This window comes from Propioniferax innocua (assembly GCF_006716235.1).
Taxonomy (GTDB): domain Bacteria; phylum Actinomycetota; class Actinomycetes; order Propionibacteriales; family Propionibacteriaceae; genus Propioniferax; species Propioniferax innocua.
In genome coordinates, this window is the sequence record NZ_VFOR01000002.1 from 869,225 (window position 1) to 885,996 (window position 16,772).

Here is a 16,772-nt window from a genome sequence, read left to right on the forward strand (position 1 = left end):
GGGATGCGGACCAACACCGACCTGTGGTTCTGGGACTTCGGACTCTGGGACTTCGGACTCTGGGGCTTCGGATTCTTGCGCTCCGGGCACTGGGGTTCCGGATACTGAGGTCTCAGACACCCCTGCAGATTAGCCCGGCACCCCCGCTCCCCTGCTCCGCGACCCACAGGTTGAACGCCCCACCTCTACATCCAGCCGCACAGACACAGCACAACGTCAAGGTAGAGCGGCACACCCACAGACCAAACGCCCCACCTCTACGCCCAGCCGCACAGACACAGCACAACGTCAAGGTGGAGCATCAAGGAGCGCAGGGGCACAAGAGAAAGCACCACCCACCACAAGTCAAACGCCCCACCTCTACACCCAGCCGCACAGACACAGCACAACGTCAAGATGGAGCGGCACACCCACGGACTGGACGCCCCACCTCTACACCCAGCCGCACAGACACAGCACAACGTCAAGGTGGAGCGGCCAAGGAGCGGAATGGCCAAGGAGTGGAGCGCGCTCAAGGGTGGGGCGGCCAAGGAAAGGGAAACAATCAAGACACGCAAAGGGCGACTCGCCGATCATCAAGACCGGACGAGCCGCCCTGCGAAGGAGGCCGTGCGTGGATCAGTTCTGGCCGTACTGACCCTGATCACCATAGGGCTGCTGGCCATACTGACCCTGATCACCATAGGGCTGCTGGCCGTACTGACCCTGATCACCATAGGGCTGCTGGCCATACTGACCCTGATCACCGTAAGGCTGCTGCCCATACTGCTGAGATTCAGGCGCCTGCTGCGGCGCAGCCGGAGGCTGGGACGCGGAAGGCTGACCCTGCGGAACCCCGTACTGGCCCTGCTGCGGCTGCTGAGCCTGCTGGGGCTGTGCATACTGCTGCTGCGGCTGCTGGTTCTGCGTCGGCTGTCCGTACTGCTGCGGTTGCTGCTGTCCATACTGGGGCTGCGACGGTTGGGCGTCGAGCTGCGGCTGGGGCGCCTGCGAAGGGGCCTGACGCTCGTCACCGCGATACGCGATGGAGCCGAAGTTCACATCCGGCGACTGGCGTGCTGCCGGATCCTGGATCTCGAAGTAGGTGGCCTTCTCGAACTTGCCCATCCCGGCGATGACATTGCTGGGCAGCGACTCCACCTTGGTGTTGTACTCACGCACATTGGCGTTGTAGTAGCGGCGTCCAGCAGCAATGCGGTCCTCGGTCTCGGACAGCTCCTTCTGCAGATGCAGGAAATTGGTGTTCGACTTCAGGTCCGGGTAGGCCTCCACGGTCACCAGCAGGTTCCGCACAGCACCCGAGAGCGCTTCCTCGGTCTCGGCGCGGGCCGCCGACGGCATCGCACCCTCACCCTGGGCCACCTGCGCGGCCTGGTTCCGCAACCGCGTCACGTCCTCCAACGTGTTGCGCTCATGCGCAGCGAAACCACGCACGGTCTCCACGAGGTTGGGAATGAGCTCGTAACGTCGGTTCAATTCGACGTCTATCTGACGCCACGACTCCTGGATCTTGTTGCGCATCTTGACGAATCCGTTGTAGGTCGCCAAGCCGTACCCGACCACGCCGAGCACCACGAGCAGCAAAACGATGATGATCGCCCAGACCATGAGCGAGCTCCTTCACATTAGGGGGTTGTGACAGACGAGGGTGCCTCGCGGCTCACCCTAGCGGTCAGTACTCGTCAAGCCCGAGTTCATCGGCCGAGACCGCATAACGATATTCCAGCCCCTGCGCCTCGATGGCCGCAGCAGCTTCGGTGCGGCGATCCACCACCACGGCGACCGCCACCACCACAGCGCCAGCGGCACGCACCGCCTCCACCGCGGTCAACGCCGAGCCACCGGTGGTGGATGTGTCCTCCACCACCAGCACCCGACGCCCCGCGATGTCAGTGCCCTCGATCCGCCGCTGCATACCGTGCGCCTTCTCGACCTTGCGCACCACGAACGCGTCCAACCGCTTCCCCTCGGATGCAGCACTGTGCAACATGGCCGTGGCCACCGGGTCGGCCCCGAGCGTCAGGCCCCCCACGGCGTCGAAGTCCAGATCGGCGGTGAGGTCACGCATGACGCTGCCCACCAACGGCGAGGCGGCACCATCGAGCGTCACCCGACGCATGTCGATGTAGTAATCGGCCTCACGGCCAGAGCTCAGCGTGACGCGTCCATGCACCACCGCCAACTGCTTGATGTGTTCGATGAGGGCATCGCGATCGGCCATGACCCGCATCCTAACCGGCCTTTCACAGGCGCCCACGGCGGCGCCGGAGAACCACCCCACGCACCGGCGCGCCCCGAGCCCACACTGAGGGTCGACTGGGGGACCTACCCAATGGCATCGCCCCCGTCCCCGCCCATACAGTGGCCGCGGCACGGCCACCCGTGTCGCATCCAACGAGCAATATTGAAGGGTCTCCGGTGAAGAAACTCGCTCAACTGAGCATCGCCAACCGTGCCGTCATCACGCTGCTGTGCATCGTCGTCCTGGGCGCGGGTGTCTTCGCCGCCTCCAAGCTCAAGCAGGAGCTGTTCCCCGACCTCACGATGCCCGCCGGGTCGATCAGCGTCAGCTACCCCGGCGCGACGGGCGAAGCGGTCGAACGGGAGGTCGCCGAACCCATCGAGACCGCCCTGCGCGGCATCCCCGGCGTCACCAATGTCAGCTCCACCAGCCAGACCAACAGCGCCCAGATCGAGGTGGAATGGGAGTACGGCCGCAACGCCACCGACATGGAATCCCAGATCCGCCAAGCCGTCGCGCGCACCGAAGCCCAACTCCCCGACAACGCCGAGAGCGACGTCATCATGGGCGGCATGGACGACTTCCCCGTCGTCGTCATGTCCGTCGCCTCCGACCACGACCCCAGCGTCCTGGCCCAACGCCTCGACGAACAGGTCGTTCCCGACCTGCAGGACCTCCCCGGCGTCCGCACCGTGCAGGTCAGCGGGCAACGCGCCAAACAGATCGAGATCACCGCCCGCCCCGACGACGTCGACCGACACGAGGTGGATCTGGCGCAGGTCCCAGAACTGTTCGAGGGCAAACTCAACCCCGTCCCCGCAGGAAACCTCTCCACCAAGCAGGGACGCCTCAACGTGCAGGTCGGCGACACCCTCAAGACCCCCGAGGACATCGCTGCCCTCCAGCTCCAGTCCCCCGACGGCCCCGTGCGGCTCGGCGACATCGCCGACGTCGAACTCGTCGACGCCCCCGCGACCTCCTACTCCCGCGTCAACGGCCGTGAAGCCCTCTCGCTCATGGTCATCAAGACCCCCGACGCCAACACCGTGCAGGTGGCCAACTCCGTCACCGACGCCCTCCCGGCCCTGGCCAACGACATCGGCGGAAACACCGTCTTCACCGACGTGTTCAACCAGGCCCCCTACATCGAGGACTCCATCGACAACCTCGCCACCGACGGCATCCTCGGCCTCATCATGGCCATCACCATCATTCTGGTGTTCCTGTGGTCGGGACGCTCGACGATCATCACCGGCGTCTCCATCCCGCTGTCGCTGCTCATCGCGGTGGTCGCGCTGTTCGTGGGTGACCACACCCTCAACCTGTTGACGCTCAGCGCCCTGACCATCTCGGTGGGACGCGTCGTCGACGACTCGATCGTGGTGATCGAGAACATCAACCGACACCGTGGGCTCACACCGCTGAAGGACTTCGGCCCCGACGTCATCACCCGCGCCGTCGGCGAGGTCGGCACCGCGGTGGCGTCTTCCACCCTCATCACCGTCGCGGTGTTCCTTCCCATCGGCTTCGTGGGCGGCGAAACCGGAGAACTCTTCCGCCCCTTCGCCCTGACCAGCATGGTGGCCCTGCTCGGCTCACTCCTGGTGGCTCTGGTGGTGGTGCCGGTGCTCTCCTACTGGTTCCTGCGCCCCACCAACAAGGAACTCGCCGCCGAGACCGCCCGTGCGGCCGAGGCACGACGCTCCGCCGACACCGATGACCTCGCCAGCCAGCAGGCCGAGAAGCCGAGCCGCATGCAGCGTGCCTACCTGCCCGCGCTGAAGTGGTCGCTGCGGCACCGCTGGGTCACACTCGCCCTGGCGACGTTCATCTTCCTCGGCACCATGATGTCCGCGGGACTGCTGCGCACCGAGTTCATGGGCGACACCGGCGAGAACACCATCATGGTCAACCAGACCCTCCCCGAGGGGACCACTCTGGAGGAGACCGACTCCCACGCCCGCGACATGGAGGCGATACTCGCCGAGGAGCCGGAGATCAAGACCTACCAGTCGAGCATCGGCGGCCAGATGGACCAATACGGCGGAGGCGGCGAGAACAACGTCACCTACTCGCTGACACTGCAGGACGACGCCGACGCCGAGGAAATCAGCCAACGGTTGCGTCAGAAGTTCGAGGATGCCCCCGATTCCGGCGAGTTCATGATCAGCGCCGGCGGCTCCGCCACCGGCTCGCAGGACATCAGCGTCGGGATCAACGGCACCGAGATCGAGGACCTCGAGACCGCCACCAACCGCATCACCGCCAAACTGGAGAAGATCGAGGGACTCGACGACATCCGTTCCGACTTCTCCGAGGCCGAGACCCTGCTGCAGGTGGAGGTCGATGAGGACGCCGCCGCGAAACGGGGCATGTCCCAGGCCAGCATCGGCACCGCCGTCAACGAAGCCATCCAGGGCACCACCTTGGGCGACATCACCACCGACCACGGCAGCACCGAGGTGCTGCTGCGTTCCCGCGAACCGATCACCAAGGCCGAGGAACTCGAGAACCTCGAGCTGCCCGTGACCGAGAAGCAGACCGCCGACGCACGCCAGGAGATCACCGACGAGGTGGAACGGCGTCAGGACGAGATGTCCAACGAGGAGGAGGCCAAGGCCGAAGAGGAGATGCGCGAGCAGGAGCAGGAACTGCAGGACTCCCGCGCCGAACTCCAGCAACAACTCAACGAGGCCCGCTCCCAGCTCTCCGAGGCGCGTCGGGCCGAACAACAGGGCCCCCAGCTCCCCGCCGGCGGCATGGGGCCCGGCATGGAGGGCATGGGCGGCTCCCCCGTCGGGCAGATGGAGGAATCGGTCACCCAGCTCGAAGAACAGCTTGAGGAGCTCGACGACCAGATGGCCGCCCTGGACGAACAACGTTCCGAGGCCGCCGAGCAGAGGGCGCGAAGCGAGGAGATCGAGGAGCTCTCCGAACAGGCCGAGGAGGTCAAGGGCGATCCGGCGAAGGTCTCCGATGTGGGCAAGGTGGTCGAAGCCAAGACGCCCGCGTCCATCACCCGCATGAACGGTTCACGCACCATCACCATCACCGCCACCCCGACCGGCGACGACCTCGGCGCCCTCAACGCCGAAGTCCAGCAGGCGCTCGCCAGCACCGACCTGCCGCCCGGCGTCAAGACCGGAACCGGCGGCGTCACCGCCGAACAGGACGAGGCGTTCGAAGAACTGTGGCTCGCCATGGGTGTGGCGATCGCGATGGTCTACATCATCATGGTCGCAACGTTCCGCTCGGTGCTGCAGCCCCTGCTGCTGCTGATCTCGGTGCCGTTCGCGGGCACGGGCGTCATCGGCATCCTGCTGGTGACCGACACCGCTCTCGGCCTTCCGGCGATGATCGGCCTGCTCATGTTGATCGGCATCGTGGTCACCAACGCCATCGTGCTGATCGACCTGATCAACACCTACCGGAGTCGAGGCAGCAGCCTCGATGACGCGGTGATCCACGGCGCCCGCCTGCGTCTGCGTCCGATCATCATGACCGCCCTGGCCACCATCATGGGTCTGGCGCCCATGGCCTCGGGATTGACCGGGCAGAGCATCTTCATCTCGCAGTCACTGGCGCTCGTGGTGATCGGCGGGCTGATCTCCTCCACCCTGTTGACGCTCATCCTCGTGCCGGTGCTGTATCACCTGCTCGAATCGCGCATCCTCAAGCGGGCCGAGCGCAAGCAGGCCAAACGCGACGAGGCACTGCGCGAGGACGACGATCCCGGCAGCCTGGCCGATGTCGGTCTGGCCGATGAGGCCGAACCGGAAGGGACCACGAGCACCGGTCGTCGCCGCAGGTGGTTCGCACGACGCAAGTGAGGTGGGCCTCGGGCAGGTCACCGAGCTCAGGCATCACCATCTCCACGTTGCGGTTTCCTACCACCGGATTCCATGGATCGGCGGCAGACGCCGTGGCCACGCCGTCGGGCCGAATCGCGTGGTAGGAAACCGCACATCGAGCCAGCACGTGCCCGCACCCGGCACGTGGCAGAACTGCACCCGATGGGCCCGGTCTCGCCCACTTCGCGCGGGTCGGGACCAGCAGAGCCGAAGCCCGCTCCTATAGTGGGCGAATCCGGCGAGGAGTGGGAGAGTCATGATCATCGATCGCGCCATCGGCCCGTTTGTGATCCTGGGTCAGGAGTCGCTCGTGGCGGCGCTGACCAAGATCACCGCCAACAAGGCACGGATCCTGTTCGTCGCCGACTCGCACGGCCACCTCATCGGTGCGCTGTCCGACGGTGACGTGCGCCGGTGGCTCATCGCGAACCCGGAGGCCGATCTGGCCACGAGCGTCGACCACGTCGCCAACCGCAATGTGCGTTCGGCCCCCATCGACGCCTCCCCCGACCAGATCAATGCCCTGCTCGCCGGGCCGATCACCCACGTGCCGCTGCTCGATGCACAAAACCGCGTCGTGGCGGTGGCCACCCCCACCGCCGACGCCCTGCACATCGGACGCCACCGCGTCTCGGCCGAGGACCCGACGCTGATCATCGCCGAGATCGGCAACAACCATCAGGGCAGCGTCTCGTTCGCCAAGGAGCTCGTCGATCTCGCGGCGGACGCCGGCGCCGACGTGGTGAAGTTCCAGCTTCGCGACATGGACGCCCTGTACCGCCAGTCGGGCGGGGAATCGGCCGGGGAAGATCTCGGCGCGCAGTACACCTTGAACCTCTTGGCGAAGTTCTCTCTCGACGCCGAGCAGATGTTCGAGGTCTTCGATCACTGCCGGAAACGCGATGTCGACGTGCTGTGCACCCCGTGGGACACCCCCTCGGTCAGGGCGTTGCAGGAGTACGGGATCCCCGCTTTGAAGGTCGCATCGGCCGATATGACCAACCACGCGCTGTTGCGTGAGATGTTCGCCACCGGACTTCCCTTGATCGTCTCGACGGGAATGTCCACCGAGGCCGAGATCCGCCAGTCCGCCGAGCTACTGCGCTCCTCGGGGTCACCGTGGGCGATGCTGCACTGCCAGTCGACCTACCCGGCACCGTTCAAGGACATCAACCTGCGCTACCTGAAGCGTCTGGCCGAGATCACCGGTGGCCCGGTGGGTTACTCCGGCCATGAACGCGGTTTCCATATTCCGGTGGCCGCGGTCGCCATGGGCGCGCGGATCATCGAGAAGCATTTCACCACCGACCGCACCCTCGAGGGCAACGACCACAAGGTCTCCCTCCTCCCCGAGGAGTTCGGGCAGATGGTGGAACGCATCCGCGAACTCGAGGAGGCCCTGGGCGACGGGGAGGCCCGCGTCGTCTCCACCGGCGAATCGATGAACCGGGTGAACCTCGCGAAGTCGCTCGTGGCAGCACGCCACATCGAGGTCGGCGAGACGATCGGGCACGCCGACGTGGACATCAAGTCCCCCGGACGCGGCCTGCAGCCGAACCGGCTCGAGGAGCTGGTGGGACGCCTGGCCAAACGGACGGTCGAGGCCGGGGACTTCTTCTACCCCGGCGACCTCCATGACGCCCCCGTCGGCGGCCGTCAGTACACGTTCCGACGCCCCTGGGGCCTGCCGGTGCGGTACCACGATCACGCCAGGCTGATCGAGGACTGCACCCCGGACTTCCTCGAGTTCCACATGTCCTACAAGGACGTGGACATGGACATCCACGACGTGTTCGACAAGCGTCTGGACATGTTCTTCACCGTCCACCTGCCCGATCTCTACGACGGTGATTTCATCGTGAACCTCGCCTCCCCCGAGGACGCGGTGTGGGAACGGTCGATCGCCGAGTTGCAGCGGGTCATCGACATCACCCGTGACATGACGCAGTACTTCACCTGTGACGAACCGCCGGTCGTCATCGCGACCATGGGCGGGTTCACGGCCGACCGTTTCGTCGACCCCGGCGAACGACCGGCCATGTATGCGCGGATCGCCCAGGGCATCGAACGCGTCGACACCACCGACGTGCGCCTCACCTGCCAGACGCTGCCGCCCTTCCCGTGGCTCATGGGCGGCCAGCAGCACCACAACCTGTTCATGCAGCTCGAGGACACCGTCGAGTTCTGTGAGCAGTACGGTCAGCGTCTGACGCTGGACATCTCACATTCGAAGCTGGCGGCCAACTTCCACAAACGTCCATTCAGCGAGTACGTGGACGGGCTGGCCCCACACACCGAACATCTGCACATCGTGGACGCCGAGGGCGTCGACGGTGAGGGCCCGCAGATCGGTGAGGGCGAAGTGGATTGGCCGATGCTTGCCAAGCAACTCGATGAACTCGCGCCGGGTGTGCCCTTCATTCCCGAGATCTGGATGGGGCACGTCAACAATGGCGAAGGCTTCTGGACGGCCTTGGAACGTCTTGAGGAGTGGTTCTGACGCTGCCTTGCCTGCTCACTTCTTCTCGGTTTCGGTGAGGGTGCCGAAACCGATCGAGCGGTCCACCGAGTGGAACAGGTCCTGGCACGTGGTGATCGTGATGATCGCCTTCGTGGGCGTTTCATCCGGCTTTCCGGGAACGGGGTCGAGCACCCAGGTCTCGGTGTCCTCCACCGTCAGGTCGGCCGGGGATGTATCCATCGTGTAGGTGTAGATGGCGTCACGGGTTTCGACGATGACCTCGTCACCGGGCTGGAGCTCCAACGCCTTCGCGAACGGTTCGCCATTTGTGATGCGGTGCCCCGCGAGTGCGAAGTTTCCGATCTCACCGGGCCCGACTGAGGCGTCGTACCAACCGACTCCCTCTTTGAGGGACTCCACGTCGGTTCCCGCGACGATGGGAACCTCGTAGTCATCGCCGAAACGCGGGATACGCAGCAGAGCGACGGCGTCACCGGGCACATAGGAAGCCGTGGTCGTCTGTCCTTCCGGGGCCGCCTCCTCGGTCTGGCCTTCCGGTTCCGGAGCGGAATCCCACTCGTCACGCAGGTTCTTCGACTTGTCGCCCATCGCCTGGTTCGCAGTGATGTTGGTGCCGAAATACTCCCAGGCGACGTAACCCAGCGCACCGATACCGACCACGAGAAAGATCACCCCGAGGACGGTGAACACCGGGTTCCCGCGCTTGTCTTCTTGACGCCTGTGCCTGCGTGTCATAGCACCATTAGACCAGACTCGGTGAAATCCCTCACCGAAAAGTCAATGGCCCATCCGGCGGTGTGGGTGAGGGCTCGGCGTCGAGATCGGTGAACGGGCGGGCCCCACCGATCCACCGCTCCACGTGGTCCCCGTACAGCAGGCGATAGGGAAACACCGAACCCGCGGCGGCGCGGGCCAGCTCAACGGCCGGAAGCGCCGCTCCCCGGCGCACGGTGACGATGATGTTGCCGAAACGCCGCCCTCGAAGAGTGGCGGGCTCGGCGCTGACGAGCACATCCCCGAGGCTGGCGGCGGTGGCGGCGACGCGTCGGGAGTATGCGAAGGGCGTGTGATCGGTGATGTTGACAACGAAGGTTCCGGCCGGACGCAGGATGCGCGCCACGTCGTCGAAGAACTCGATGGTGGTCAGCTCTGCAGGGACGCGTGCCCCGGCGAAGGCGTCGAGGATCACCACATCGGCGTAGTCGTCGGGCATGGCCGCGACACCGGATCGAGCGTCGACCGGACGCACCTTGATACCCGAACGTTTCGGCAGCGGCACCACCGACCGGACCGCCTCGGTGAGGGAGGCGTCGGGTTCACAGACGATCTGCGGTGACGTGGGGCGCGTGTGTGCCACGTATCGAGCCAGGCTCATTCCCGCACCCCCGAGATGGATGACACGGAGACGTTCCTGCGGGAACGCCACGGCGTCGATGACATCGGCGATGCGTTGGAGATAGTCGAATTCCAGACGCGTGGGGTCGTCGGGGTCCACCCACGACTGGTCTGTGCCGTCTACGCGCACGAACCATGCCCCGGGATGGTCGGGGTCGGGGACGAGGCGAGGGTCGGACGCCGGGGCGTCGCCGCTCAGATCTCGGGTGCCGGGGGTGCGGGCCATGCCCCGATGCTAGGGCCGCGGTGAGAGATCCGGAACCTTCCTGCGGGGCCGGCGTCACAGCCGGGCCTCCGCTGCGACCTGTGCAGGGCGAAGGACCCACGAGAGGAAGCCCATGTCGACCACCACTCCCCTGCCGTTGGATTCACCCGATCCACACCGCACGCCGCACACCGATTCCTCCGAGATCCTGCACACGATCGAGGTGACGCCCCTGCCCGAACGATGGACCTCCCTGCCCTGGTGCGTCGTGTGGGCCATCTGGAGCGTGGGGACGCGCGCCGAACAGGCCGAGCGGCTGACCAGACGCGTCGCCGACCACTGCATGGTCACCGAGCCGGTGACGGCATCACCGACACTGCTGGCCGTCGATGACATCGACCTCACCATGTTCACCGAGTTCTTCCCCGACGAGGCCACCCTGATCGAGATTGCCAACGCCCAGCGCGTATGGACGCGACGCGATGCACCCACGAAGGCCACGACCGCGCTGGGATGGGTGAAGGTGTTGGCCGACCACGACGTTCTCGACCTCTACCGGGCCATGCAGGCACTCGATGATCCACGGCGCTATGCGCAGGTTCACGCGGCGCTGGGGAAGGTCCCGGGCGATCGAAGCGGGATCCGACGCTGCGCCTTCTGGACGGCCGTGGCCGCCGATCATCAGGTGCGTCCCGACGCCCACAACGCCCGGTGGTTGCAGGATCGGCTCATGGCCCCTGAACCGCTCCGCACCGTGCCCCCCGCGACCCAAACCATGCCCACCAGATCGAAATCAGCTACCGACGACCGCCTCTCGGTACTCGACCTCCGCCCCATGCTCACTCGCGCCGCCACGCAACGTTCAACCTCGACCGCCCACGTCACGCCCCGCGAACTCGACCACGCCCTGACGCGCCGACGCCTCCTGCAATGACGCGCGGCACCTTGTCTCTTCGACGGTGCGGGGCGCCCCCACTGTGGTTGACGCCTCTAAAATGCCCCGCCCCATCCCGCCACAGGAACCCATTCCCGAGTTCCCTGGTGGTATCGGTCTTGGGCGGGGTGCCCGCTGCCGTTGGGCCGACTGGACATCGGTGAAAGCTAGGGAACGTTTCGGCGAACACCAAGTGAAAATGCGTCGATTTATCCTAACGTCCAGCGCGCGTGAGTCGTCTCAGTTAACATCCCTGGCAGGTGGCCACCAGTACTACTGCTGCTACTGTGAAAGTGAATGATCATGTTCAACCGAAACAGATGGAACGCCGCGGTAGCAACGTTTGGGCTAACTGTGCAATCAGCTGCGGTTGAACCACGACGGGTATCGGTATGCCGGCTTCACTCATTGCGCTCTGTAATCCGCGCCACTCGGCAGTAGCAGCCTTAGTGCTGTCTGTCGCACTCGCGGTCATTACTGCGTTGTTTGTCCCGCAGTGGTTATGGGCCGTCGGTGTGGCCTTCCTTGCCGCTGCTGTGTTGGCACGTGGGTCTGCGACTGGAGTTCGCCTGTGTGTGGGCGCGGTGGGGATTACTGCCGCAGTACTGGGGGGCGTGTTGATGGGTGACCTCCTCTTTGGTTCTCCCTCGTGGGCTCTCCTCGGGTCATGACTCAGTTGGAGGGGGCTAGGCAAAGGCAGCCAGACATACGCGTCCAAGTAGACGAAGATGGACCCGAGCTCTGCGGCTCGGGTCCATCTGTCACGCGTTCGACGTCTGGGTTGTACCCACTCAACGCTGGTGTGTCTCCCACTCAGCGCTGGGCGGCCCCATGCTCGGCGCATGGGCGGTGAGCGCTCAGGCACATGGACGGGCTGTCAACCTATGCCCCACTTGCATGGTCACTCCACGACCCGCAGTCCGTCACCTGCCTCGTCCACGTCGAAGCGGACGGTGTCGCCCTCATGGACCTCCCCGGCGAGAACGCGCCGGGCGAGAGCGTCCTCCACCGTGGACTGCACGAGCCTGCGCAGCGGACGCGCGCCGTACACCGGGTCGAAGCCGGTGAGCGCGAGCCATTCCTTGGCGGCATCGGTGACGTCGATCCGGATGCGACGCTCGGCGAGACGGGCATTCAGACGATCGACGTTGATGTCGACGATACGCGCCAGCTCCTCCGAGCCCAGCGGGTCGAACATGACCGTCTCGTCCAGCCGGTTCAGGAACTCGGGCTTGAACGATTTGCGCACCACTTCCATCACGGCATCGTGCTTGGTCTTGTCATCCAACTTCGGGTCAGCCAGGAACTGCGAACCCAGGTTCGAAGTCAGGATGATCAGCACATTGCGGAAGTCGACCGTCCGTCCCTGCCCATCGGTGAGTCGCCCATCGTCGAGCACCTGAAGCAGCACGTTGAACACGTCCGGATGGGCTTTCTCCACCTCATCGAGAAGCACCACCGAGTAGGGGCGACGCCGCACCGATTCGGTCAGCTGGCCGCCCTGCTCGTATCCGACATAGCCCGGAGGGGCACCAACGAGTCGCGCCACCGAGTGCTTCTCGCCGTACTCGGACATGTCGATGCGCACCATGGCCTGCTCGTCGTCGAAGAGGAACTCCGCGAGGGTCTTGGCCAGCTCGGTCTTGCCGACGCCCGTGGGGCCGAGGAACAGGAACGAACCGGTGGGCCGGTTGGGATCGGAGATGCCGGCACGCGAGCGCCGCACGGCGTCGGAGACCGCCTTGACGGCTTTCCTCTGACCGATGAGGCGCTCGGCGACGCGCTCCTCCATGTGCAGGAGCTTCTGCGATTCACCCTCGAGCATCCGCCCCACGGGCACACCCGTCCATGCTGCAACAACCTCGGCGATGTCCTCAGTCGAAACCTCCTCCGAGACCATCGGCTTACGCGCAGCCTCTTCCTGATCGGCCTTCTCGAGCTGCTTCTGTTTCGCCGGGATCTCGCCGTACAAGAGCTCCGAGGCGCGCGTCAGGTCGCCCTCACGCTGGGCCTTCTCGGCCTCCACGCGGAGAGCGTCGATCTCCTTCTTGAGTTCACCGACACGGTTGAGGTCGCTCTTCTCGGCCTCCCACCGTGCCTCCAGCCCGCGGAGCTGTTCGGTCTTGTCGGCGATCTCCTCCTCGATGCGCGCCAGACGCTCCCGCGAGGCGTCGTCGTCCTCCTTTTCGACAGCCATCTTCTCCATGGTCAGGCGGTCGACGACGCGACGAAGCTGGTCGATCTCCTCCGGCGAGGAATCGATCTCCATCCGCAGACGCGATGCTGCCTCGTCGACGAGGTCGATGGCCTTGTCAGGAAGCTGACGCGCGGTGATGTAACGGTGCGAGAGTGACGCTGCGGCCACCAGGGCACCGTCAGTGATGGCGACCTTGTGGTGCGCCTCGTAGCGCTCACGCAGGCCACGCAGAATCGCCACGGTGTCCTCCACCGACGGCTCATCGACGAGCACCTGCTGGAAACGACGCTCCAGAGCCGGATCCTTCTCGATGTTCTCCCGGTACTCGTCGAGCGTCGTGGCCCCGATCATGCGCAGTTCGCCACGCGCGAGCATGGGCTTGAGCATGTTGCCGGCGTCCATGGCGCCATCGGCCTTGCCCGCACCGACGACGGTATGCAGCTCGTCGATGAAGGTGATGACCTGGCCCTCGGCGTCCTTGATCTCGGTGAGGACCGCCTTGAGACGCTCCTCGAACTCACCGCGGTACTTGGCCCCGGCGATCATCGCGGCGAGGTCGAGGCTCAACACCTTGCGGCCCTTGAGCGATTCGGGGACGTCACCACTGACGACGCGCTGTGCCAAGCCCTCCACGACGGCGGTCTTGCCGACGCCGGGCTCACCGATCAGAACGGGATTGTTCTTGGTTCGACGCGCCAGCACCTGCACAACGCGGCGGATCTCCGAATCACGTCCGATGACCGGGTCCAGCTTGCCCGAACGTGCCATCTCGGTGAGGTCGGTGGAGTACTGATCGAGGGACGACGACGTGGCCTCATCGGTGTCGTTGACGATGCGTCGGTCACCGCGGGCCTCGTTGAAGGCCTTGAGCAGCTTGTCGGCGGTGACGCCGAGCTGTCCCAACAGACGGCTGGTGTCACTTTTGACCTTGGCCAGCGCGATCAGCAGGTGCTCGGTGGCCACGAACTTGTCCCCCTGCTTCTGGGCGAGCGTCTCGGCCTCGGCATGGACGCGCGCCAGTGGCCCCGACATCGTCGGGTTCGCCACGGAGTTCCCGCTCGTCGAAGGCAGCTTCTTGATCGCGCCCTGGGCTGCGGCCTCCACGACCTGCGGATCCGCCCCGACGCTTTCCAGCAGCGGGCCACATGAGTTGTTCGGGGTCATGAGCAGGGCCGCGAGCAGGTGCTGCGGCTCGGCCTGGGGGTTGCCCTCGGTGAGAGCGGTACGCACGGCTGCCGAGACGGCGTCCCGGCTCTTGGCAGTCAGCTTGTTGGTGTCCATCCATCCTCCGAGATTCGATGCTTTCTGGGCTACGCCACCACTGCACCAACAGGGTTGAGCCCTACGCACTCAACTATGCTCCGCCCGATCGCCGTAAGCAAGAAAAGTTGAGTGCACCACGCTCAACTCCGGGTCAAGTCAGGGTGAAGCGTGCCGAGATCGGGGCAAGCCGTGCTGCCTCAGGCCGCACTCCACCCTTCCCCCGCTTCCACCTTGACGTTGTGCCGCGCAGACACGGCTCAACGTAGAGATCGAAGCGACGCGGCCACGCAGACACGGCTCAACGTAGAGATGGAAGCGATGCGGTCGCCCGAAGGCAACACAACGTCACGGTGGGACGCGACGCAGCCTCCCGAAAGCAGCACAACGTCAAGGTGGAGCGTGTCATCGCATCACTCGAAGATCTTGAGCGATGCCTTCCATTCGAAGTCCTCGCCCCGTTTCGCGCGGAGCCCTCCCACCATGCAGATTCCCACGTGGACCGCCGACAGCAGCAGCCACAGCAGAGCCACGAACCCCAGCACTCCCATGCCCCGCAACTCGACGCCGCGGGCGGCGAGCGCCCACCAGGCACCGAAGTGGACGATGAAGAACAACACGGTCAGGACGCTGTAGGTGATCCCCCAGTTGGCGGCGCGGCGACAGTTCTCACGCGCAAAGTCATTGGCGGGGGCCTCGCGTCGAGCGTAGAGCGTCATCACCGGGCCGGCCAGAATCGCGCCGAGCCCGGGAAGCAGCACAGCGATGAGGCCAAGAAACCACGCAGTGCTCCCATTGGGGCCATCACCGTCGAAGGCCTTGGGACGCTGCTTGCGCGGACGCGGTTTGGGGAACATCGAGCTCACGGCCACGAGCCTACGCGTAGGGTGCCGAAGGTGAACCCAGTCGCAGTCATCAATGGTCCGAACCTCAACCTGCTCGGCGTCCGAAACCCCGATGTGTACGGCCGCGAAACCCTCGCCGACGTGGAAGAACAGTGCCGAATCGCCGCTCGGTCCCACGGCTGGAACCTCGACTTCCGTCAGACCAACCACGAGGGCGTCTGCATCGATTGGATCCACGAACTGCGCACCAGCGTGGTGGGCATGGTCATCAACGCGGGGGGCTGGACGCACACCTCGGTCGCACTGCGCGATGCCGTGGAGACCGTGGAGGCCCCGGTGATCGAGGTGCACATCTCCGACATCCACGCGCGCGAGGAGTTCCGCCACCATTCCTATCTGGAAGCTGTCTGTGCCGCGTCCATCGTGGGACGCGGCACAGCGGGATACAGCGAGGCGATCTCCGAGATCGCACGCCTCAGAGCGAACTGACGCGGCGCGGGGAAATCAGGCCCCAGCGTGCGGGCACGGCCGAGGCATCAGACCGAAGCACGCAGGCGCGTCACGAGATCCTGTTCGCGGCTGAAGCGACGCACGGCGCCCTTGGGGAGAGCACGCATCAGCTGACGCAGATCGCGGATGCGCTGGTCGAGCTCCGAGGCATCGACGAATCGTGGGCTGCGGGAGATGAGGAATCCATCGGCCAGGGTGACGCGACCGAGCCCGGCGGTCTCGACGTGGGCGAGGGCCGCGGCGTCAGCGAAGAGGCTGGCGAACTGTGCATCGTCGGTCTGGATGATGTGGCCGGCGATACGTGTGCGGATCAGTTCCGGATCACGCGACTCATCGATCGTGACGGTCGGCAGGTAAGCAGTCGGGACGACGACGAACTGTTCCACGGCGTCGTGATGAGCGACGAAGGCGAAGCAGCCGTCGGGGCCGCGTCGGACCGCGTCGGTGACGGTGGCATCCGCATCGACGCCCGCACGCCACAGCACTCGCCCGATGTCGAAAGCCGATTCGGCGACCGAGCGCCTGGTGAAGTCGTACTCACCGCCATGGGATTCGAGCCAGAGCAGCAGATCGTCACCACGCCCAGCCGAACCGATCAGGTGACGCAGCCGATGCTGGTAACCGAGGAACGGAAGCATCATCAAACCGGTCAGGAGAACGGCCACTGCGGCAACGACGCCGGCACGAGCAACCCAGCAGGTCGCGGCGAGCGTCACGACAAGACCAGCCCCCACGAGAACGTGTGAGAAAGCACGGCCGGAACGGAAGGACCACACACGCTGCAAACTCATCATGTGGGCACTGACGAGCATCCCCGCAGCCCGGTTCCTTCGTAGTCAGGAAACACCGGG

Annotated in this window: 11 protein-coding genes; 4 read left to right on the plus strand and 7 right to left on the minus strand. The window is 65.4% G+C overall.

Going from position 1 to position 16,772, the window contains the following annotated elements; translation table 11 throughout:
* Positions 1–618 precede the first annotated feature (618 nt).
* Positions 619–1,608, minus strand: a complete 990-nt coding sequence (locus FB460_RS10745) for a LemA family protein (RefSeq protein ID WP_142094113.1) — start codon at positions 1,606–1,608, stop codon at positions 619–621.
* A gap of 64 nt (positions 1,609–1,672) precedes the next feature.
* A complete protein-coding gene (pyrE, locus tag FB460_RS10750) occupies positions 1,673–2,221 on the minus strand; it encodes an orotate phosphoribosyltransferase (protein ID WP_142094114.1) in 549 nt (182 codons plus the stop codon).
* Between the two features lie 197 nt (positions 2,222–2,418).
* Between pyrE and FB460_RS10755 the strand changes: the two genes are divergently transcribed.
* On the plus strand, positions 2,419–6,072 hold the full coding sequence (locus FB460_RS10755; protein ID WP_142094115.1) for an efflux RND transporter permease subunit: 3,654 nt from the start codon (positions 2,419–2,421) through the stop codon (positions 6,070–6,072).
* Between the two features lie 277 nt (positions 6,073–6,349).
* The gene (locus FB460_RS10760; protein ID WP_142094116.1) at positions 6,350–8,593 is read left to right on the plus strand and encodes an N-acetylneuraminate synthase family protein; all 2,244 of its coding nucleotides are present in this window, start codon (positions 6,350–6,352) and stop codon (positions 8,591–8,593) included.
* A gap of 15 nt (positions 8,594–8,608) precedes the next feature.
* Here FB460_RS10760 and FB460_RS10765 read toward each other — a convergent pair whose 3' ends face one another.
* A complete protein-coding gene (locus FB460_RS10765) occupies positions 8,609–9,310 on the minus strand; it encodes a class E sortase (protein WP_142094117.1) in 702 nt (233 codons plus the stop codon).
* A 31-nt stretch (positions 9,311–9,341) separates the two neighbouring features.
* Entirely contained in the window at positions 9,342–10,196 is an 855-nt protein-coding gene (locus tag FB460_RS10770) for a spermidine synthase (RefSeq protein WP_142094118.1), read from the minus strand.
* 112 nt (positions 10,197–10,308) lie between these two features.
* Between FB460_RS10770 and FB460_RS10775 the strand changes: the two genes are divergently transcribed.
* Positions 10,309–11,109: a hypothetical protein gene (locus FB460_RS10775; protein ID WP_142094119.1), complete on the plus strand. Its 801-nt coding sequence runs from the start codon at positions 10,309–10,311 to the stop codon at positions 11,107–11,109.
* Between the two features lie 901 nt (positions 11,110–12,010).
* Here the strand turns inward: FB460_RS10775 and clpB are convergent.
* Entirely contained in the window at positions 12,011–14,587 is a 2,577-nt protein-coding gene (gene clpB / locus FB460_RS10780) for an ATP-dependent chaperone ClpB (RefSeq protein ID WP_142094120.1), read from the minus strand.
* Positions 14,588–14,979: 392 nt separating this feature from the next.
* Entirely contained in the window at positions 14,980–15,423 is a 444-nt protein-coding gene (locus FB460_RS10785; RefSeq protein WP_246044396.1) for a magnetosome magnetite crystal formation protein family, read from the minus strand.
* A 39-nt stretch (positions 15,424–15,462) separates the two neighbouring features.
* On the opposite strand from FB460_RS10785, the gene aroQ reads away from it, so the two are divergent.
* Positions 15,463–15,900 (plus strand): type II 3-dehydroquinate dehydratase, encoded by a 438-nt coding sequence (gene aroQ, locus FB460_RS10790; protein ID WP_142094122.1) that lies wholly within the window; start codon positions 15,463–15,465, stop codon positions 15,898–15,900.
* Positions 15,901–15,947: 47 nt separating this feature from the next.
* Here the strand turns inward: aroQ and FB460_RS10795 are convergent, their stop codons facing one another.
* Entirely contained in the window at positions 15,948–16,715 is a 768-nt protein-coding gene (locus FB460_RS10795) for a hypothetical protein (RefSeq protein ID WP_142094123.1), read from the minus strand.
* Positions 16,716–16,772 lie beyond the last annotated feature (57 nt).